Source organism: Dulcicalothrix desertica PCC 7102, assembly GCF_003991905.1.
GTDB lineage: Bacteria > Cyanobacteriota > Cyanobacteriia > Cyanobacteriales > Nostocaceae > Dulcicalothrix > Dulcicalothrix desertica.
This window is the reverse complement of sequence record NZ_RSCL01000011.1, coordinates 237700-259897: the sequence shown is the minus strand read 5'-3', so window position 1 is coordinate 259897 and position 22198 is coordinate 237700. Positions and strand designations below refer to the sequence as shown.

At 37.4% G+C, this 22198-nt stretch carries 17 protein-coding genes and 1 pseudogene; 7 read left to right on the top strand and 11 right to left on the bottom strand.

Translation table 11 applies throughout. The annotated features are described in order from the left end of the window. Window positions 1-347 precede the first annotated feature (347 nt). On the bottom strand, window positions 348-3938 hold the full coding sequence (locus tag DSM106972_RS23605; protein WP_127082994.1) for a WD40 domain-containing protein: 3591 nt from the start codon (window positions 3936-3938) through the stop codon (window positions 348-350). A gap of 376 nt (window positions 3939-4314) precedes the next feature. Between DSM106972_RS23605 and DSM106972_RS23600 the strand changes: the two genes are divergently transcribed. The 3 genes from DSM106972_RS23600 (at window position 4315) to DSM106972_RS23590 (ending at window position 7660) form a co-directional block, all read left to right on the top strand. Next, complete coding sequence (locus DSM106972_RS23600) at window positions 4315-5349, top strand: WD40 repeat domain-containing protein (protein ID WP_158632872.1); 1035 nt, start codon at window positions 4315-4317, stop codon at window positions 5347-5349. Window positions 5350-5424: 75 nt separating this feature from the next. Next, on the top strand, window positions 5425-6579 hold the full coding sequence (locus DSM106972_RS23595; RefSeq protein WP_233787304.1) for a WD40 repeat domain-containing protein: 1155 nt from the start codon (window positions 5425-5427) through the stop codon (window positions 6577-6579). 58 nt (window positions 6580-6637) lie between these two features. Further along, window positions 6638-7660, top strand: coding sequence for a WD40 repeat domain-containing protein (locus DSM106972_RS23590; RefSeq protein WP_127082991.1), 1023 nt, complete (start codon window positions 6638-6640; stop codon window positions 7658-7660). Window positions 7661-7743: 83 nt separating this feature from the next. Here DSM106972_RS23590 and DSM106972_RS23585 read toward each other — a convergent pair whose 3' ends face one another. From DSM106972_RS23585 to DSM106972_RS23570, 5 genes are all read right to left on the bottom strand, one after another. Continuing rightward, window positions 7744-9045: an AAA-like domain-containing protein gene (locus DSM106972_RS23585; protein WP_158632871.1), complete on the bottom strand. Its 1302-nt coding sequence runs from the start codon at window positions 9043-9045 to the stop codon at window positions 7744-7746. Window positions 9046-9140: 95 nt separating this feature from the next. Continuing rightward, window positions 9141-9854 (bottom strand): ABC transporter ATP-binding protein, encoded by a 714-nt coding sequence (locus DSM106972_RS23580; RefSeq protein WP_127082989.1) that lies wholly within the window; start codon window positions 9852-9854, stop codon window positions 9141-9143. Between the two features lie 292 nt (window positions 9855-10146). Beyond that, window positions 10147-10284, bottom strand: coding sequence for a hypothetical protein (locus DSM106972_RS51525; protein WP_158632870.1), 138 nt, complete (start codon window positions 10282-10284; stop codon window positions 10147-10149). Window positions 10285-10302: 18 nt separating this feature from the next. After that, a complete protein-coding gene (locus DSM106972_RS23575; RefSeq protein WP_127082988.1) occupies window positions 10303-11433 on the bottom strand; it encodes a branched-chain amino acid ABC transporter permease in 1131 nt (376 codons plus the stop codon). A 5-nt stretch (window positions 11434-11438) separates the two neighbouring features. Continuing rightward, window positions 11439-12734 (bottom strand): branched-chain amino acid ABC transporter substrate-binding protein, encoded by a 1296-nt coding sequence (locus DSM106972_RS23570; RefSeq protein ID WP_233787303.1) that lies wholly within the window; start codon window positions 12732-12734, stop codon window positions 11439-11441. 42 nt (window positions 12735-12776) lie between these two features. Between DSM106972_RS23570 and DSM106972_RS51520 the strand changes: the two genes are divergently transcribed. Then, window positions 12777-12926 (top strand): hypothetical protein, encoded by a 150-nt coding sequence (locus DSM106972_RS51520; protein ID WP_158632869.1) that lies wholly within the window; start codon window positions 12777-12779, stop codon window positions 12924-12926. A gap of 84 nt (window positions 12927-13010) precedes the next feature. Here DSM106972_RS51520 and DSM106972_RS23565 read toward each other — a convergent pair whose 3' ends face one another. Further along, window positions 13011-13955 carry an RNA polymerase sigma factor, RpoD/SigA family gene (locus DSM106972_RS23565; protein WP_127082987.1) on the bottom strand — a complete coding sequence of 315 codons (945 nt, stop codon included), beginning with the start codon at window positions 13953-13955 and terminating at the stop codon, window positions 13011-13013. 440 nt (window positions 13956-14395) lie between these two features. Here DSM106972_RS23565 and DSM106972_RS56150 point away from each other — a divergent pair. Further along, window positions 14396-14671 (top strand): annotated as a pseudogene (locus tag DSM106972_RS56150) (choline dehydrogenase); the annotation flags it as partial. Window positions 14672-14837: 166 nt separating this feature from the next. On the opposite strand, the gene DSM106972_RS23555 reads toward DSM106972_RS56150, so the two are convergent. Together DSM106972_RS23555 and DSM106972_RS23550 are read right to left on the bottom strand one after the other, a co-directional pair. After that, complete coding sequence (locus DSM106972_RS23555) at window positions 14838-18032, bottom strand: type 2 lanthipeptide synthetase LanM family protein (RefSeq protein ID WP_127082986.1); 3195 nt, start codon at window positions 18030-18032, stop codon at window positions 14838-14840. A gap of 64 nt (window positions 18033-18096) precedes the next feature. Further along, the gene (locus DSM106972_RS23550; protein ID WP_127082985.1) at window positions 18097-18423 is read right to left on the bottom strand and encodes an NHLP leader peptide family RiPP precursor; all 327 of its coding nucleotides are present in this window, start codon (window positions 18421-18423) and stop codon (window positions 18097-18099) included. A gap of 456 nt (window positions 18424-18879) precedes the next feature. Here DSM106972_RS23550 and DSM106972_RS23540 point away from each other — a divergent pair, with 456 nt between their 5' ends. Further along, on the top strand, window positions 18880-19071 hold the full coding sequence (locus tag DSM106972_RS23540; protein ID WP_127082984.1) for a DUF4327 family protein: 192 nt from the start codon (window positions 18880-18882) through the stop codon (window positions 19069-19071). 66 nt (window positions 19072-19137) lie between these two features. On the opposite strand, the gene ppsA is transcribed toward DSM106972_RS23540, so the two are convergent. After that, window positions 19138-21567, bottom strand: a complete 2430-nt coding sequence (gene ppsA, locus DSM106972_RS23535; protein WP_127082983.1) for a phosphoenolpyruvate synthase — start codon at window positions 21565-21567, stop codon at window positions 19138-19140. A 153-nt stretch (window positions 21568-21720) separates the two neighbouring features. Further along, complete coding sequence (locus DSM106972_RS23530; protein WP_233787302.1) at window positions 21721-21915, bottom strand: hypothetical protein; 195 nt, start codon at window positions 21913-21915, stop codon at window positions 21721-21723. 27 nt (window positions 21916-21942) lie between these two features. Here DSM106972_RS23530 and DSM106972_RS52625 point away from each other — a divergent pair, with 27 nt between their 5' ends. After that, on the top strand, window positions 21943-22122 hold the full coding sequence (locus DSM106972_RS52625; protein WP_186538602.1) for a hypothetical protein: 180 nt from the start codon (window positions 21943-21945) through the stop codon (window positions 22120-22122). The last annotated feature ends 76 nt before the right edge of the window (window positions 22123-22198 follow it).

The window sequence follows — 22198 nt, the reverse complement described above, 5'->3', positions numbered from 1 at the left end:
AAGCTGCATCTGACTAAAACCTCTCCCCCAACCCCTCTTCTACGAGGATACTGCTGGCGATTCGGGGGTAACACCCTACGCTTGAACGATAAATCAAGCATTTCAGCAATAAGTGGCGCCTCAAACGATAGCTCAAAAACCCTATTAAATCGTGGCTATGAGGGGTCAGACCTACCATTCGCCAGCAGTATCCTACGAGGAAAGGGGAGTATATTTTTCCCCTATCTCACATCTTGCACCAGACCCAGAAACCGGGCTTCTTGACAAAGACTTTGCTATAAAACGCTGATTTTTCGTACAGAAGCCCGGTTTATTTAAGCTTATTGAGAATGCTGCATTCCGGTGAGCTATTGCTTTACACATAACTCCTTTGCCTGCTCTGGACGAGTCGATAAGTAACCTTCCAACCAACCACACCCCTCTGCTAGCAAATTATCTAAGTCTAAATTCCACAATTTAATAGTTTCGTCCCCAGATGCAGATGCTAATGTTTTATTATCTGGACTGAAAGCGGCGCCCCATACCGAATCAGTATGTCCTGTCAAGGTAGAAATTTGTTTACCTGTGGCAACGTTCCATAATTTTATGGTTTTGTCTTCACTGGCGGAAGCTAAAATTTTCCCATCTGGACTAAAAGCGACACCCAGGACTCCTTTTTTATGTCCGGTTAGGGTAGAAATTTCTTTTCCTGTGGCGCCATCCCAAAGTTTAATAGTTCTATCACCAGCGGAAGCTAAGATTTTACCATCTGGACTGTAAACTACGGTTGTGACTATTTCTTTATGTCCAGTCAAGGTAGAAATTAATTTTCCTGTGGTAGAATTCCACAATTTGATGGTTTTATCGTTACTCGCTGAGGCTAAAGTTTTACCATCCGGACTGTAAACAACGCTTCTAACTAAATCAGTATGTCCAGTTAAGGTAGAAATTTCTTTTCCTGTGGCGCCATTCCATAATTTAATAGTTTTGTCCCAAGATGCGGAAGCTAGGGTTTTACCATCTGGACTGTAAACAACGCTGTTAACTTCATCAATATGTCCAGTTAAGGTAGAAATTAATTTTCCTGTAGTCGCATTCCATAATTTAACGGTGTTGTCGCGACTTGCAGAAGCTACAGTCTTGCTATCTGGACTTATTGCGACACTCCAAATTCTACCTTCATGTCCGGTTAGGGTAGAAATTAGTTTTTTTGTGGCACCATCCCATAATTTAATAGTTTTATCATCACTTGCAGAAGCTAGGGTTTTACTATCTGGACTGTATGCGACGCTGTAAACCCAAGATTTATGTCCAGTTAGGGTAGAAGTCGGTTTTTTTATAGCAATATCCCATAATTTGATAGTTGGGTCATCACTTGCAGAAGCTAGAGTTTTACCATCTGGACTGTAAACTATGCTGTTGATTATACTTTGATGTCCATTTAAAGTGGAAATTTGTTTTCTTGTGTCAACATTCCATAATTTGATGCTTCCATCAAGATTTCCGGAAACTAAGGTTTTACTATCTGGACTGTAAACTATGCTTCTGACCTCAGATTCATCGTTAGTCAAAGTAGAAATTTCTTTGACTGTGGCGCCATCCCATAATTTAATGGTTCTATCATCGCTTGCAGAAGCTAAGGTTTTGCCATCTGGACTGTAAACAACACTTCTGACACTATCAGTATGCCCTGTTAAGGTAGCAATTTCTTTTCTTGTAGTAACATCCCACAATTTAATCGTCTTATCACCACTTGCGGAAGCTAGGGTTTTACCATCCTGACTATAAACGACGCTACTTACCCACGATTGATGCCCTGTTAGAGTAGCAATTTCTTTTCTTGTATTAATATCCCACAATTTAATTGTATTATCATTACTCACGGAAGCTAAAGTTTTGCCATCTGGACTCGTTACAACGCTGTTGACCCAATCTGTATGTCCAGTTAGAGTAGAAATGATTTTTCCTGTGGCTATATCCCACAATTTAATTGTTTTATCACCACTTGCGGAAGCTAAGGTTTTACCATCTGGACTATACACAATGCTGCTGACAAAATCAGTATGCCCAGTTAGGGTAGAAATAATTTTTCCTGTTGTTACATCCCACAATTTGATGGTTTTGTCTGGACTTGCGGAAACTAAAGTTTTGCCGTCTGGACTGTACGCAATGCTTCTGACCTCCGAATTATGCCCTTCTAAGCGATTTTTTTCGCGAATGTCAAACAAAATTTTCTGTAAGCTAAATACAGGACTGTATGCTGGATAGTCTACTAAAGATTGTTTTGGTTTAAGTAAAGTTTTTAATCCTCGTCCAGTCTGCATTGCTAATAATAAACCATCAATTTCTCTTCCATCCTTAAAACCTTGTAATGCGCTTGCTCCATCTTGTTCAAGGTGCGTTGCTGTTACAGCATTTTGACGAGAATTTTCTGCTTGTGCGACTACAAATGACGAGAGTATTAAGGAAGATACCAAAATAATAGTGCCTATACGCATACGTAGGGTAGCTCTTTGAGTTGCTTTTCTTAAAATATTATTGGCTTGCTTTTGTGCCTCGGCGCCTTTTCGTTCTATTTCTATGCTAACTTCGTATTCAAGTTTTTCTAATTCTCTAGCTCTTTTTTCTTGAGCGAGTGCTATTTCTGCTTGCTGTTTTTCTAATTCCTTACTGGCAGCCAAAAACTGATAATCTCTGTCACCCAAACATTTACTCATTGCCCAAGCAGTAGCATCTCGCAATGCTTTCCCTCGTAACAAGCGTGACTCATCTTGACAATTTGATTCAAACCATGCTGTTAAATTATAAGCATAAGGGCGTACTTTCGCTAATTCTCTCTCAGCCCAATTCCAATCAAAAACCGATTCGTATATACGATTATAAACTTTTAAAATTGCATTACTTTTTGCAACAAGCCCTGATAACCGTAATTCTACCTGCTCTGTACTTTCGTCTGCTACAACTTCTTGGCGCCTGTTATTTGTATCATTTGAAAGTAATATACGTTGATAAAGTCCTAAAAGACGGCTTCTATATGTCTCATTCTTCTTAGAAATTATTCTATTTAGTATTGTTCGTAAATGTTCGGGTTCATCCTGAGATTCCCAATTGGTAATAAATCGGTTTGTAACTATTTCTTCTACCCATTGCGCTTCGCCATTATTTTGCGGTGCAGTGCGAGATTTAACGAGATAGTTACAAACCTTTTGAGTTAAAAAAGGTTGTCCTCCCGTCCAATTTAAGACTTCTTGTAATACAATTTCTGAATTATCTACTTTGCCAGCTAAACCTGGAGCTAAAGATAATCTTGCTTCTTCTATAGTAAAGCCTGTTAACTCGATTGCCTCACCAATATTGAATGGTGTTCTAGTTTTATCAGTCATTAAGTCCGAAGGAGTTGTAACCCCTAATAAACAAAATGTCAAATTATTATATACAGGATTATCTGCCCGTTGATTGTAACACGCGCGAATCAATGCAAAGAAATCATCGCTTTTATGCTTTAAACTTAGAATGCTATCAATCTCATCGATAAAAATAACTATCTTTCGATTATTTTGTGCTACCTGTGCTAGTAAAATATCAATAAACTTACTAAAGCGCTTCACGGGAGATAATAATTCCTGCTCTAACCACCAAGAATCTAAATCTATATCTAAGTGAAATATCTCTATAAGTGTATCAATAATATCCGCATACCACTGGTCATGAGTTACATAATTAGTAGCATTCATCGATAAGTCAATTGCAGCACAAGCAATACCGTCATTTTGTAAACGATGCATTACTTGCACACGTAAGCTTGACTTACCTGTTTTACGCGAGTTAAAAACGTAACAAAATTTACCAGCCTTTAAACTCTCATACAGTTCAGTATCAGCTTTACGCTTCGTGTAAGTAGGAGAATCAAGGCTTAAAGTACCGGAATATATGTATTCGTATGGTATTTGTATGTTCATTACTCCAGCTTGTTATTAATATTACGTTTACATTTGGAAATAGATTTTAGACGCGCGGTACGCTCTATAACAAAGCAGTCATACCATTAAAGGTAAAGGTTACAGCGTATCTAACGCAATCTCATTTTTTGTTCACTTTTTTATTGGTTAAGCTGACCAAAATGCACTTTCTCAACAAGCGTAAGGTCGCCAGTGGCAACCCTACGCAAAATAAATAATACAATTTCACTACACGTATTTTAAAAATAATTACTTGTTTGGTACTGAATTGTCTATTTATAATGAAATTTTTAACCTGACATATTGCATCTTTTTATTTTTTGCAGGATAAAAGCCAATTTAAGCTTTAAATAACATTTCAAACCCGATGCAAATTATGTCAAATCAACAAGATTATATGTATAACTTTGAAGTTACAACCCTTGCAGGACATAAAAGCTGGGTTAGAAGCGTGGTATTCTCACCCAATCGCAAAACAGTTGCTTCTGCCAGTGAGGACAAAACGGTGAAACTGTGGGATACAGCGAGTGGCGAACTAATTCATACACTCACCGGACATACAAACCAAGTTTGGAGTGCGGTATTTTCACCCGATGGCAAAACAGTTGCTTCTGCCAGTGATGACAGAACGGTGAAACTGTGGGATGCAACGAGTGGCAAATTAATTAACACACTTACTGGACATACAGATTCGGTTTTATACGTGATATTCTCACTAAATGGTCAAATAGTCGCTTCTAATAGTCGTGACTATACAATAAAATTGTGGGATGTAAATACTGGCAACTTAGTTAATACATTTATTTATGGATATGAAAACTTAGTTAGTGACTGGATATCCTTACCCTTATGCAAAATAGTTGCTTCTACTGCTTCTGGCGCCACTGTGAAACTTTGGGATGTGCATACTAGCGAACTGATTCATACACTCACTGGACATACAGACACAGTTGGGAGTGCGGTATTCTCACCAGATTTTAAAATGGTTGCTTCTACTAGTAATGACAAAACGGTGAAACTGTGGGATGCAACCAGTGGTAAACTAATTAATACACTCACTGGACATACAGGCGAAGTTTGGGACGTGATATTCTCTCAAGATGGCAAAACAGTTGCTTCTGCCAGTAGTGACAAAACGGTGAAACTATGGGATGCAACCAGTGGCAGACTAATTAATACACTCACTGGACATACAGAGTCAGTTTGGAGTGTTATATTCTCACTAGATAGCAGAATAGTTGCTTCTACTAGTAATGATAAAACAATAAAACTGTGGGATGCAAAGAGTAGTGAACTAATTGATACACTCACTGGACTAAGATACTCGAATATAAACGTGATATTCTCACCCGATGGCAAAACAATCGCTTCCTCTTGTCGTGACTATACAGTAAGACTGTGGGCAAATTAAGTTTACATCAAATTTTTTGGAGATGAATATTTTAATTTTTCATACCCTATTAATCTTATAGGAGGAAATATGATTATGAGGTCAGCAGTTGCTTTTGTAGCCATTTCATTTTTTGCAGGAACTAACGAATTTAAGCCTTCGATAGTATCCCAAACCCCCATGCAAATATTGTCAAATCAACAAGAGGTAGTACACAGCTTTCAACTTACAACCCTAAAAGGACATACAGACTTAGTTACAAATATAAAATTTTCTAAAGATGGCAAAACGGTCGCTTCTGCAAGTGCTGACAATACGGTAAAACTGTGGGATGCAAGTAGTGGTAAACTAATTAATACACTTACCGGACATACAGACTTAGTTAGAAGCGTAATATTCTCACCAGATGGTAAAACAGTCGCTTCTACAAGTAATGACAAAACGGTTAAACTATGGGATACAACGAGTGGCAAACTAATTAATACACTCACTGGACATACAAACCAAGTTTTTAGTGTGATATTCTCTAAAGATGGCAAAACAGTCGCTTCTGCTAGTTTAGATAATACGGTAAAACTGTGGGATGCAACGAGTGGTAAACTAATTAATACACTCACTGGGCATAAATCTGGAGTTTTGAGTGTGATATTCTCACCCCTAGGGAGAACAGTTGCTTCTGCTAGTATAGATAGAACAGTAAAACTTTGGGATGTAAATACTGGTAAATTAATTAATACGCTTACTGGACATACAGGTCTAGTTACAAGCGTAATATTTTCACCAGATGGCAAAACAGTTGCTTCTGCTAATTATGATAAAACGGCGAAACTGTGGGATGTAAATACGGGTAAATTAATTAATACGCTTGCTGGACATACAAACTCAGTTTCGAGCGTAGCATTTTCACCAGATAGTAAAATAGTTGCTTCTGCGAGTGTAGACAGAACGGTGAAACTTTGGGGTGGTTCGACTGGTAAACTTATTAATACACTTACTGGGCATACAGACCCAGTTTGGAGCGTAAGTTTCTCACCAGATAGTAAAACAGTCGCTTCTGCTAGTTCTGACAAAACGGTGAAACTGTGGGATGCAACGAGTGGTAAACTTATTAGTATACTCTCTAATGATACATGCCAAGTTTATAGCGTAATTTTCTCACCAGATGGCAAAACAATCGCTTCTACTGGTAATGAAACTACGGTAAAACTTTGGAAAGCAAGTGAGATAAGACGTTTGATTAGAATTAATTAGGCGCCTTGGATAACATCTCAAACCAAAATATAAACAATTTTAAATCAACACTCTTGACATGTACAACTTTGAAGTTACAACCCTCGAAGGACATACAGAGTTAGCCACAAACTTGATATTCTCACAAGATGGTCAAACAGTTGCTTCTGCTAGTTATGACAAAACGGTGAAACTGTGGGATGCAACGAGTGGCAAACTAATTCATACACTCACTGGACATACAGACCAAGTTTGGAGCGTGGTATTTTCATCAGATGGCAGAACAGTCGCTTCTGCTAGTTTAGATAAAACGGTGAAACTGTGGGATGCAACGAGTGGCAAATTAATTAATACACTCACTGGACATACAGATACAATTTGGAGCGTGGTATTTTTACCAGATGGCAGAACAGTCGCTTCTAATAGCCGTGACTGTACAGTAAAATTTTGGGACGTTAATACTGGAAAACTAATTAATACAATTGTTGCTAAATATGCAGACGAAGATGATAGCGTGATATTCTTACCAGATGGCAAAATAGTCATGTTTACTGTTTCTGGCGAAACGATGAAACTGTGGGATGTACATACTGGCAAACTAATTCATACACTCACCGGGCATACAGGTATAGTTAGGAATGCGGAATTCTCACCAGATGGCAAAATGATTGCTTCTACTTCTTTTGGAACAGTGAAACTGTGGAATGCAAATACTGGTAAACTAATTTATGCACTCACCGGACATACAGATGAAGTTGAAAGCGTGATATTTTCACCAGATGGTAAAATACTCGCTTCTGCCAGTGATGACAAAACGGTGAAACTGTGGAATGTACAAACTGGCGAACTAATTCATACACTCACTGGACATACAAAGTTAGTTTGGAGCGTCATATTCTCACCCGATAGCAGAATAGTTGCTTCTACAAGTACTGACAAAACGACGAAACTGTGGAATGTAAATACTGGCGAACTAATTTATACACTTACTGGACTTACATACTCGGTTAATCACGTAATATTCTCACCCGATGGCAAAACTATTGCTTCTGGTTGCAGTGACAATATAGTGAGACTGTGGAAAATGACTAATGAATTGTAAAAATTGTATACATATAGAGACAGAGACGTGACATGTCACGTCTCTACAATATGCGTAAAACAAAAATTGGTATTAAATTTGAATCATAAACGCAAACTGAAGTACTGACGATATAAATTGCAACTAGGAGTAACGCAATTTTCTTGCAGCTTTACAAGTCCCATTCGGTGCAATTTAAATGCAAGCTGAGAGTCTATATCTACAGGTTCTTGGGAATTTACACATAATAAAAATGCTGATGCTAGTTCTGGATATTGCCGCAAGTTGTGTAAGTGTTTTCCTAAATGGTCTCTAAATATTCCGGATTCGGTTGCTGCTGATTTTAGTAATTCTTCAACCGAAAGATTTTGTTGCTTTGCGCTATCAAACGCTTTATGTATTAATGCTGGATTTCCACCTATAAACAACATCAATTTTTCAATATCAGAAGAATTCCAACTAAGTTGATGCTGCTGTGCTAAAGAAAGCACTTGTTCGGGCTTAAAATCTGGTGGTTCCACTGTTAGTCCAACACCACCAAGAGGAGAGGAGTTAATATCCATTGCTCGGTACACTTCGGTGGAATGAACGATAACAAACCGAATTTTCTTCCAAATCTCACCAATATTGTCAGTTGACTTTGCTTGGTCGTACCAATACCTAATTAATTTACAAAAGTTATTAAAAATTTCTGGTTGTTCAAATACTAAATCCACATTATCCAATCCGAAAACCAGAGGAGCATTAATATTACTTAATAAATGTTTTTGAAAATAACGAGTACAATTTTTATTCAATCCATACATTTTTTTCCAATATTGGTCTATATTTTCTTCTATATCCAATTCTTCACCGACATGCACACACATCCATTGTAAAAATGTATCATAATCGCTAAAAATAGTACTATCAGCCAGCCGAAAATCTAACTTAACTGTCTGATATCCTTTTTCTCTCGCATGACCTAAAACTTTTTCCAAAAGCCAGGTTTTACCCATTTGTTCAGGCGCCTTAATTCGAGTTAAAGACCCTGGTTTTTGTATTTCTTCATAACATCTCGCTTCGAGATATTCGGGATTTTCGATTGATTTACGTTCAACGTAAAAGGGAGATTCAACAGGATTTTGATTATTATTTTCAATAATATCTTCGCAATTCAACCCTAAAACCTGAGAGTAAGCTTGAAATGCAGGCGCCTTTATTGGTTTAATTCCGTACAAAAAGCGTCGAAATGTACTTAATGATACTCCATCTGCGAAGCATCCTCTTTCCTCCCAGTCTATATTAGGTTCTAATACTTTACTGGCTTCCAGCAGCCATTTAAAGTCTTCGATTACCAAACCTTTTTGTTCCCTAGCGTATTTAATCTTTTCAAGTCCTTGAGTTGAAGCTTTCAGAGTCCGCACGCTGATCTCCTTTATCAATACAACTACTTAATATAAAAGCTACTGTATATAAACAGCAATATCACTTTTTGTTCACTTTTTTCAAGATTGGTTTATTAATCTTCACCTAAATACGCTTTACGAACTTCTTCGTTTGTTTGTAAATCACTCGCTCGACCTTCAATTTCAATTTTCCCTGTTCGTAGCACATAACCGCGCGTAGCAACATCTAATGCTTGACGAGCATTTTGTTCCACTAATAATATTGTTGTTCCTCGTTCTTTATTTATTTGCTTGATAAGAGAGAATATTTCTTGTACCAAGTTTGGAGCTAAACCCATGCTTGGTTCATCTAGTAACAATAAGCGAGGTTTTGCCATTAACGCGCGTGCAATTGCTAGCATTTGTTGTTCACCGCCGCTAAGTGTTCCACCTTTTTGACTTATTCGTTCTCGCAAACGGGGAAATAAGTTCAGAACGTATTCTAAATCGAATTTTATACCAATTTTATCTTTCCGAGAAAAGGCGCCCATTTGTAGGTTTTCTAGGACTGTCATCCGAGGAAAAATCATCCGTCCTTCTGGACTTTGAGCTATGTGTAATTGACGAACAATTTTTTTTGCTGATACTGTTTCTATTGGTATTCCCTCGAATAATATTGTACCCTGATGTGGACGTATTAGCCCTTGGATGGTTCGTAAAAGAGTGGTCTTTCCGGCGCCGTTACTTCCAATAAGGGTACAGATTTCGCCTCTTTTAATATAAATTGATACACCTTTTAGGGCTTGGATGTTTCCGTAGTATGTGTGGATGTTTTTAACTTCTAACATTAGTAAATTTTGAATTTTGATAGATAGTAGATGGTAGGACTGGCAGTGCCCACCTTACTCTTTGCCTAGCTCCTAACTTGCACATTCCAAAATCCTATATATAGCAAGGGTTTCAAATAAATGTGCTAGTTCTATATTTTACTGGTGCGCGAAGGGCGCCAGTCAGAGGCTCATATCTTGCACCTAACGTAAAAACCCGTATAAAGCCAATTAGAGATGGTAAAACTATAACCAAAAGATAATTTAATTATCTAAGTATACATGAATATATTTTTAACTATAAGACACCATATTAATACAATCCTATTGCGGCGCCAAGTAGCCAACTAATTATGGCGCCGCTCCAACCACCAAAGGTAAGAACAGTAATGACAGCGACTATTTCCAATACTCCAACCGATTTTATTATTTGGTTTAGTATTTTTTTCATTGTGATTACTTGTGGATATTAAACTTTTTCCTGTGCGTTATCACCAAGTAAACCACCTGGTCGGAACGCCAAAATTATTACTAAAACCGCGAACACCCAAGCGTTTGTCCATCGACTTGAAAAGTATTGGTCGCTTAAAGCAGAAAGTAATCCAATAAATACTCCCCCTAACATTGCTCCTAAAATATTACCAATACCTCCTAATACTGCGGCTGTAAATGCTCGTAAACCCGCTGTAAAACCCATTGTAAACACAATAGTATTATTATAAAGTCCGACTAATAAACCTGCGGCGCCAGCTAAACAACCACCAATTAAAAACGTTAGTAATATAATCCCATCGACATCAATGCCCATCATTTTAGCTGCATCACGATTTTGAGCAGTCGCACGCATTGCTTTGCCCCAAGATGTATACTGTACAAATAAGTGTAGTCCTACCATTAAAACCAGCGCTGTCACCAAAACGATTAAATCTTTAGCCGTGAATTGAATACTGCTTTGAATTCCAAGTGCTTTGAGAATATCAACGCGCGGTAATAAATCTGGAAAACTTTTTGGTGCTGCTGCGTTTACACCCATTACGGGGATAAATGACTTTAAACCACCCCAAAACAGCCCCATATTTTGAAAAATAAATGATACTCCAATTGCCGAGATTAAAGGCGCCAGTCGTGGAGCGTTTCGTAACGGTCGGTATGCATATTTTTCAGTTAATATATTTAAGCCAGCGCATAAGATAGTGCTAACAATCAAAGCAACAATGATGGCGCCTATGCTTGATTGAAATGATGCACCATCGCTAATACCAAAAGCACCTATAATAGTTAGTGAGGCAAAAGCTCCTAACATGTATAAATCACCGTGAGCGAAATTAATCAATTCGATAATGCCGTAAACCATTGTATAGCCTAATGCAATAATTGCAATAATGGCGCCGTTAACCAGACCAATTAATAATTGTTGAACTAAAAGAGCAGGATTACTTTTGATTTCGCCAACAATCCTTGATATATCCAATCCTGCAATTGGCACCAATAATAAAACTAAATAAGCAATAACTATATATAATAGTATTTTTTGCCATTCATTTAGTAAATTTTTCCCTTGTAAGTTAGTTTTAGATACTTTTTGCAGTGATTTTATCATAGGAATTATTTAGCTTTAGCATCTAACACAGTAACAAATTCCCATTTATTGTTTTTAACGGTATTTCCTGACATTGCGGTTAAGCTTGTATCACCATTCGCATCAAAACTCCAAGTACCAAGTATACCTTGGTAATTTTTAGTACCTAAAACAGCATCACGAATTGCCACGCGGTCATTTTTACAAACTTTGTTAATAGTATTAATAACTACTCTGGCAGCTTCATAACCATAGGCAGCATAAGCTTCTGGTTCGATGTTATATTTCTTTTTGTAGCTGTCATACCAAGTTTTACCAGCACCTGTCAACTGTTTAGGTGGAACACCACCAAAAGTTGCTAAAACACCTTCTGCATCTTTACCTGCTGCATCAATCAAAGCTTGTTCATATGTACCATCAGGACTCATAAATTTAACTTTATCCGCTGTCATCCCAACATTACGCATGTCTTTAATCAACTGCCCAGCGTTATTTTGGGTAATGCCACCAAAATAAATCATGTCTGGATTGAGCGCTTTAACTTTATTCATCAAAGCTTTGTAGTCTGTGGCTTTAGGGTCAATACCTTCGTGTCCTAAAACTTGAAGCCCAATTTTTTTACTTGTAGCTTTAAATACGTCAGCTAATCCTTTACCGTAAACTTCTTGGTCATCTAGAATATAAACTTTTTTGGCTCCAAGTGATTTCGCCCAATTCGCTGCCGCAGAACCTTGTAAATCATCAGCAGGAACTACGCGCGCATAGTTACGTTTGCCATTTGGGTAGTATTTTTCGGGTTCTCCTGGTTCTCCACCTGCTTTGGTTAAGCCAACAGCCGTATTCGCTGGACTGACCATGACTAAGTTAGCTTGGTTGAGAATAGGAATCGCAATTTTAGCGGCGCCAGAGTTATAGGTGCCGATATACGCGACTACATTCGGGTCTGCAACAGCTTTATTTGCATTTTCAGCTTCTCTTGCAGCATCCCATTTTCCTGTTGCCGCAGTTGCATCGTCTAAAGATTCATATTCAATCTTGAGCTTACCGTCACAAGCTGCTGAGTTAGTTTCATCGAGTGCTTGTTTGATACCGTTTACCATTGTTTGGCTTTGACCAACTGCACTACCTGTTAAGGGAAAGCTGGAAATAATTTTAATGGTATTTCCGGAAGCAGGTTGATTAGAGGCACCAGGACTATTAGCGTTTGTACCACCACATCCAGTTAAAAAGAATCCAAGACTATAAACAGTGATGAACAGTGTACTGAACCGAATAACTGCTTGTTTTGACTTAATACGATTGTTAAGACTTGTTTTTTTCATGTATGACATTGTGAGTAACGTAAAGCTTCTGATTATTAATTGGTGCCAATTAAATTTTTTATTCATCGGATGTTATCAAAGCTAGCAGAAGCGCTTGGTAATAAGGTAATCAGCTTCTGCTGCTATGGTCTAGCTCAAAATCTTTCTGGTTCAACGCTCAACCGCGAAGCTTTGGGAGTAGAAACTAAGTAGTTCATTTCGCCACGATAAGACTAAAATGTTTCATGATTGATTATACGAAGTATTAATATTTTTTTACTATCTTTATATATATCTCTATAGATGTTGTCGTAGAACGGTAAGCGCTTTTTGTTCTATTTGTCGAATTCGCTCTCTACTAAGACCCAAATGCTTACCAATTTGTGCTAGACTGAGTTCACGTCCATCTACCAAACCGAAGCGTAAGGTTAGTACTTCCTGTTGTTGATGAGACAGACGTGATAATAAGTTTTTAATATCTTGATAGTTAGATTCTTTCAGAAGGTGATTTTCGGGAGAAGGTCTACTATCTTCGATTAAATCGTGTAATAATGTATCTTGTTCCATTCCAACTCGAATGTCTAGAGAGATGGATTGACGATTTAACAGCAAACACTCTCGAATTTGAGTGGGTTGTAAAGAAAGCGCATCAGCAATTTCGTTGGTGCTAGGAATACGACCGAGTTGTTGTGATAATTCATGTTGCGCGCGCTTTACCTTGTTTAGTGTCTCATGAACGTGAACTGGTAAGCGAATTGTACGTCCTTTTTGGCTAATAGCGCGCGTAATTCCTTGACGAATCCACCAATAAGCATAGGTTGAAAACTTATACCCTAGACTTGGGTCATATTTTTTAACACCTCTTTCTAAACCTAAAGTTCCTTCTTGTATTAAATCTAAAAATTCTAAGTTACGTTGTTGATATTTCTTAGCAATCGTTACTACTAAACGCAGGTTAGATAAAATCATTTTTTGCTTGGCTTTTTTCCCTAATTTTAGTTGTTGAAGTAATATTTTTTTATCAACATTTATTTTGTTTGCCCATTCTTCTAATGTAGGTGTACGCTCTAATTCAATAGCAAGTTGTTCTTCAGCAGCAAGTATAAACATCATCTGCTGAACTTGCTGTGCAAGTAAAACTTCTTGCTCATATGTTAGCAAAGGAATTTTTCCAATTTCTTTAAGATATACTTGTACTAAGTCAGTTTTGGATTGAGATGATTTACTTGTTTTACTAGTCATAGTTTTTACTTGTGAGCAACGTCGGGCTTCTACTTATTAATTGGTCTCAATCTAACTTTTTATTCAATGGCATGGCGTCAGCGTACCAGTTAATTTTGCCACAATAAGACTAATGCATCTGTTTCCACAGCCTGACCTCCTCTAAATTTGGCATTTAAAGACATAAATGTTTTATGTCGGTTTTGTTAGGAAGTACTAAGCAGTACTTAAGTATTGATTGAGATTCTGTAATTGATAGTTAGGTTTATATAATGTGATAAATTGTTGTTCACTACCTATAAATTAATTTAATTCACGTTGATGCGTAGTTAATATGTATTGCTATTGATGTAAGCGCCGACCGTGTGTGAATCGCCATAACCAGAGCGTACACCCTATCAAACCAATACATTTACCTTGTCCGCAATGCTAAAGTAAGTGCCATTCATCAATAAGGTTATATTATCATCGGTGCCGCTTCAGCAGGCTGTGTTGTTATCAATCGTCTAACCGAAGACGGTAAAACAAAAGTATTGCTACTCGAAGCTGGTGGTTCCGATACTTTGCCAGAAATCCAGGTTCCTGTAGAATAGCCTAAATTATGGAGTACTGAGATAGACTCGTGGTATTCTACTGAAACCGAACCATACCTCAATAATCATAAAATTTACCACCCGCACGGAAAAGTACTCAGTGGTATCAGTTCGATTAATGCTATGATTTACATGCGAGGCAGCCGTTCTCATAAAGATGGTAATCGACACAGTACAGCGGCATGACAGCAGATAAACAAAAGTCATTATTATTACTAAGTGTATTTAAAAATAAGTATTTATCGCAAAAATGTAGTTACGCAAGATGCATAACTACAAGTAATTGTGGTATGAATAAGTTAATCTTGATTTAATTCCATAGCAATACAGAAGGAAACATTTCTGGATATGCTAATCGTAATAATTGATAACCGATTCCCGCAGTTCCTTGAAAAAAGCCAGGATTGTAAAGACTTTGATATCCAGGGAAAATTTGAAACAAACCTGTTTTTTCTGCATTTTCAATCAGAGTTGCTACTTGCTTTTGGATTATTTCGTTAAGTTGCCCTTGTGAAACTATTTTTGATAAATTACTCCTTTGGGCTGCTACTAATAGCGTTTCAATCCGACCAAAGTTACCGTAGCACAGATTGTCTATATTCTGTAAGCCGATTTTTTGTGTTGTTTCTAAGGTTTTTTCAATATCATTGTGAATTTCTTCATTGTTTAATATTGGTAAACAACCTAAACGAGCTAAAGCAATACCTGGGGCGCCATCACACCAACTAATTGATAATTCCTGTAATGAGTAAACGCTGCGTTCATAAGCTATTGCTTCAGCAGCTGCCTCTAAGTACACTGAGTTATTAGTCACATCATGTAGTCGCAGTAAAGCATAAGCAATACCAGCGGTGCCGTGAGCAATACCTGTAGTTAAATGACCCGTGCTACTAGTTACACCACTATTTACTAAATGGTCGCCACAAATTTTTGCCAGTTTAAAAGGTAATGCATGACCAGTAGCTTTGTATAAAGTTATTAACCCTAAAATACAACCAGCGGCGCCGGATACAATATCAAACTTTTGGTCACGGTATATATCTTCAGGAGAAATTAGTTTTACAAGCGTAAGAGCATAATTGATAATTTGAGGTTCTTTTAAAAACTGACTACACCGTACTAACGTGTAAACAATCGAACCTATTCCTTTACCTGCACCAATACCAATTTGTCTAATTAACTTTTGCTTACGTACAACCGAGTTTTGTAAAAGATGATTTATTGGTTGTAAAGCAGCATTAGCTAAATCACGAAATTCTTGATTATTAGTGACTTTTGTTAATGCAGCTAGAAACAAAGCAACACCAGAACTACCATTATATAAATCATAACCCATAGGTTTAGGTTGTATTTGCCCAGATTCGGGTAAATAATCTATCCCCATCCAGCAGACACTACCCGTTCCTGCACGCACTGCACGGTGTTGCATTTCTTGAGCAATTTTAACTGCTTGATACACAAAAACTTCCTTGAACAGTGGATTTTTCTCAAGGTTCTGTCCTACTGCTGGAGTTGATAATGCTATGGACTTAATATCACTAGCGTTGCGTGCGTACATTGAAGTACGAATATAGACAATTTGCTGTTCTAAATTATCTTCACATAACTGATGCAGACGATTGACAACAAGCTTATAGCTAGGTTCAATAAAATATCTTTCTATATATTGATGAGGGTTGATTTGTAACTTATCACTATTGCTGCTAGTTACAAAAAATGGTATATCTAGATGCACTAAAGCTTGTTTCTCTGCTGCAATAATGTCCCAGTGTAATGGTCTGTGTTCATGTTCTAAAAATGCTTTGCATAAAACATCCAACGCAATACTCAAGTCAGCACCGTCTCGCAGGTTCTTCGGTTGTAACGCTTCTTGAAGCAATGAAGCGTAAACTTGTCTCGGACGGTAGATAGCACGGACTTGTTGCTTCTGCAACTTTGTCAGTGGACTATCTATTAAGAGTGTATCTCTATGTGCCATTAAAAATTGGTACATTTGGCGAAAGCCATCGACCACTTCCTCGGTATAATCGTTCGCCGATAGATAAGTACCATTTAATATAGGTATATTGTGGCATGGTTCGATTTCTACATACTCATTGCTTAAAACCATTCCGTCAGTATTGATATTCTGCCATATAAGTAAGCTCTTGGAAGTTTCTTGTCCTCCAACTCCACCTAAAGCACTTAGGTCATATACTTCACCATTTCGTCCTACTTCCCATTTTGGCAGAAAGCTTGTACTAAGTACAGATTGACTAAATTGCAAATTGGCTAAAAAGAAAGCGTCTTGCATATCTTCTGGAGTCTCTTCTAAGCGAACAATTGCAGACATCAACATTTCTAGGTCGATTGCAACAGGTTGCTCTCCACATGCAATAATATTTTCTTGATGAAAATCGGCGCCGGAAAGTGCATATAATATACACAATAGCATTCCTGAGCGTTGATAATAGCGTATAGCACTTCCAGAATGTTTTAAAGCAGTATAATCTACATATTCAACCCATCCATACTGAAAACGGTTAATAATTTTTAATACTTGTAAATCTAAAGCAATGCCTTTATAATTTAAATAAGCAAGTAATTCAAAAAAAGTTTCTTCTAAACCCAAGTCTTTAGGTTTATAAATTAACTTTAAACCAGAAGAAAAAGTAATAGCATAAACCGAACGTCCCTTATTGTGTCTATCTGATATACCAGGTCGAATATCAACAACTTGTCCAAGCTGACTATTATTCTGAAAAGTTTGCTGAATATCAGACCAGTCGGTTGCTAATCTATATATAAACTCACATGTATTATCGACCCAGTAATCTGTTACTGTAGCTACCATCCTAGCCAAAACGCTATATTCCTCAAAAAAATCTAATAATCCTCCTGATAGCATTTTTTCAACAAATCTATTGTACTGCTCTCGTGAATGAGAATTTTGTATTTTTCCAAGACGAGAAACCAAAGAAGGTTGTTTATAAGTTTGAAATATATGAAATTCTATAGCTAATGTTTGGTCACAAAGTTCAGTTAAATACTCAAGCAAGTTACGTTCAAGTTGACCATAAGATTTTGCTGACAGCATCGGATAATAAAAACCCAACTTGACTTCTAACTTTTGTCGAGCAATATATATAAAGGGTAAAAATATTTCCTCAAAGGGCAATAAATTTTCAGCATCTAATAAATACTGACTTGACAAAGGCGCCTTGCTAGCTGATAATACTCCTTTTAAAGTTTCTGTCCAAGTAGGTAACTTATTTTCATTAACTAAACATGCACAACTAATAGCTTTGCCAACAGTGTGTAAATCTATATTATCCCACGATAACCTTTTTTCAAACTTTGCTTCATTGTCTCCTGCTATAAGCTGGCGCCATTTTGCAATTTGAGACAGCGTAACATCAACATCGCTGTCAGCATGTACATTGTACCAAAAATCATCTCCTAATCTTTCACTAATCGTACTTGATTTCTCTACAACTTTAACCAGCCATTCATGAGTCACTAACATATCATATTATACCCTAATATACGTAAAAACTCTCTTAACCCCTTATTAATGGGGGTTAAGGGGATTAATGAATTCTCAAACCATTTGTGATAGTTGCTGAACCAAAATGGCAAGGTATTTTAAAATTAATACCACCTGCAATAGCTTCTAGCTGTTCAGGAGTCAAGCCTTCATTTGATGGCATGTAAGGTAAAACTATATAAGCAATGTTGGGGGTTTCTTCAACTACATTAATGCTAAAGTCTTCAGGCAGTAATTTTCCTAATTCTTTTTCAAATTCTACCTTGGCAACCGCAGAATTACTAATTAGTTCTTGCTTGAAAGCTTTATCTTTTAATGCAGGAATTATAATTTTATACCCGATACTTTCGCGTTTATTTTCAGTACTCATGACTTTGTTCACTAATATAATTTAGATTTGCTTTCAAAATAGCCTCTTAATATATAATATGTATCAGTCACTCAGTTTATTCACTTTTAAAATTGATTGAAGCGCAAAGAGTACTCGAACGAGGACTAGGCGTGATGAATTACCAGTTTTAGTATAAGCATAGATTTCACGGCAATCGTTACGAGGAGAACTAATTTATGAATGAAACACCAAAGCACATCATTGGCTTGGTATTTTATCCTGGCATGACGGCACTTGATATCATTGGTCTACAGCAAGTTTTCGCAACCGCATAACGGGTGGAGGACCTACTAAAAAACCTGATAAAAACTGGTAATAACCTATAAAATCATTACCATTACCAGGCGCTTCAGAAGAAGCTATTGATTTGCACTCTTTATCTTTGATTCGGTTCTCTGGAATAAAGAGTAGTAAAAACCGAACAACTAAGAAGTTTTGAAAGAAGAAGCACGTCAACTTGTTCAAAAAGGAAAAGTTCAGCGTAACGAGCCAATTTATACATTGTGTAAATTTATTCCTGGTCGTGATTGGGTTTGCATAGAGCTTGAGTTAGAAGAAAATGATTTTCTCCTCCGCGATAAAATTATTGATTTATTTGGTAACGAAGAATGGGATAATAATAACTAATTGTGTTTTTTCTGTTTTTTGTTTATATCCCCGACGAAAACAGAAGTTGTCGGGGATATTTGGTTTTTAAGAGTGTTTAGTTACTTCTAATCGCGTCTTAAGTACAGAATCTGGATTGAGACTAATCGAATCAATGCCTTCATTTATTAAGAATCGCGCGAATTCAGGATAATCGCTAGGCGCCTGTCCACAAATACCAATCTTACGTCCGTGTCGTTTAACGGTGTGTATAGCATTTGCAATCATTCGTTTCACGGCTTCGTTACGTTCGTCAAATAAATGCGCTACTAACTCAGAATCTCTATCGAGTCCCAAAGTTAATTGTGTTAAATCATTAGAACCAATTGAGAAACCATCAAATATTTCACTAAATTCCCCAGCTAGTAATACATTACTTGGTAACTCACACATCACGTAGACTTGTAAATCGTTTTCTCCTCGCACTAAGCCATGAAGAGCCATTTCAGCAAGTACACGCCGTCCTTCTTCTGGGGTTCGGCAAAATGGTACCATTAAAATTACGTTCGTTAAACCCATTTCGTCGCGTACTTTCTTCATTGCTTGACATTCAAGTGCAAATCCTTCGCGATAACGTTCGTCATAGTAGCGCGATGCTCCACGCCAACCAATCATTGGGTTTTCTTCTTTGGGTTCAAATTGGTTTCCTCCCAAGAGATTGGCATACTCATTACTCTTAAAATCGCTTAAGCGGACGATTACGGGTTTGGGATAAAATGCCGCTGCAATTGTAGCAATACCAGCAGCTAATTTATCAATAAAAAATTGCGTTTTATCTTCATATTGAGAAGTTAGTACAGCGATTTTATCTGCTACAAATTTATCATCTAATTTATCAAAATTTACCAATGCCAAAGGATGTACTTTAATTTGATTGGCAATAATAAATTCCATCCGTGCTAACCCTACACCATCATTTGGTATTGCACTAAAAGTAAATGCTTCTTCGGGGTTTCCCACATTCATCATGATTTTTGTTTGGGTAATGGGAAGTTTTTCTAAGGCTATTTCTTCGACTTCATAAGGTATTAAACCTTGATAAACTCTACCAGTTTCACCGTTTGCACAACTTACGGTTATCTCTTGCCCAGACTGAATTACTTTTGTCGCATTACCACAACCAACTATTGCTGGAATTCCCATCTCTCGTGCTATTATTGCAGCGTGACATACTCTCCCACCTGTGTTTGTAACAATTGCACTTGCGCGCTTCATAATTGGTTCCCAATCGGGGTCAGTACGATTTGTTACCAATACTTCACCCTCTTGGAATTGATTAATTTGACGTATGTCTAAAATAATTCGGGCTTTACCTTGTCCAATCATTTCACCAACAGCACGACCAGTTACTAGTTCCAAACCTTTTTCTCGTAATTTATAAGTACGTAAAATATTCTGTGATTTTTGTGACTGTACTGTTTCTGGGCGTGCTTGAACAATAAATAACTCGTGGGTAATTCCATCTTTTGCCCATTCAATATCCATTGGAGTGTAAATACCCCGAACTTTTGAGTAATGTTCTTCAATTAAACAAGCCCAATGTGCTAGTTGGAGAATTTCATCATTAGTCAAAGCAAATGCCGCTCGGTCACATTGCGATACAGGTATATTTTTAGTCAGCTTAGAACCACTTAAATCATAAACCATCTTAATTTCTTTGGTTCCTAATTGCTTCTTGATTATTGGGCGATATCCTTGTTTAAGTGTGGGTTTGAAGACTAAATACTCGTCGGGGTTAACGGCGCCTTGAACAACGTTTTCACCCAACCCGTAAGCTGCTGTGATTAATGCTGCATCTTTGAAACCCGTCTCAGTATCGATAGAGAACATTACACCTGATGCGGCTAAGTCTGAACGCACCATTTTTTGCACACCTACCGAAAGTGCAACATTAAAATGATCAAAACCCTTAATTTGGCGATAAGAAATTGCCCGGTTGGTAAATATTGATGCAAAGCATTTATGACATGCTTCAAGTACTGCTTTCAATCCGTGGACATTAAGGTAAGTTTCTTGCTGCCCTGCAAAACTCGCATCGGGTAAATCTTCCGCAGTGGCACTCGAACGTACTGCAACATCTGTATCCGAGCCATATTTCTCGCATAATTGTTGATATGCTTCGGTTATTGCATTTTCTAATTCTTTTGGAAATGGAGTAGAGAGCATTAATGCACGTGCTTGCTTACCCCTTTGGCACAGATTATTAACATCTTCAACATTTAAATCGGCAAAAATGTCTCGTAATTTTTTCTCTAAATCGGCATTTTCTATGAAGTAACGATAAGCATAAGCAGTAGTTGCAAAACCAGTAGGAACTTTCACACCTTTCTGCGCTAGTTGCTGAATCATCTCTCCCAATGATGCATTCTTACCTCCAACAATAGAGACATCTGCAATATTAACAGTTTCAAACGGTAGAACCAGTGCATGTAGCGAATTTTGATTTACTGTTTGTGGATTTACGGATGTTGATACCATGAGACAATATCCTTTTTAAAGTGATGGAAGCTGGGAACTTAAAAAAGCTACATTTATTGAGAAGGCTCTTGAATTAGACCTGACATTGTTATTTGTACTTAAATAAGTTGAGGAACTTGTGAGGAAGTTGATAACTGTGATAACTTTTGCTGGTTATTTTCCTACATAAATACCTAACGCGCGTGCTGTTTCGACTAAATAACTATTCGCGCTTACAAGCAAGGGACTTTGAGCAAGAACATTAGAAAGAGGTATGGCTTCAACTTTTCCATTGTGCCATCCAACCATCTTACCTGTATCGCCTTGTGCAATTAAATCTACAGCAGCTTTACCATTCTTCAGTTGCAACTAAAATGTTAAAAATTTGAGGAACTTGTGAAGGCGCCAATTAAAGTTTATCAGCAGTTGCAAACTCTGGTTTCTTCTGTTGTATGCTTGTTAACTCCAGAACCTTTTTATAATGTTGGATTTAGATACGAAGATTTCTCTCAAGTGACTGATGAGCAGGTTCGTTGTTTAGTTGAACAGTTCGATTCGAGATTTTCTACGGTCTAAAGGCAGGGTGGCTTAAGCCACCCTACCATTTTACGCGGTTGTGTTCTTCGTGAAGCCTTGGTTCTACCGTTGCAGT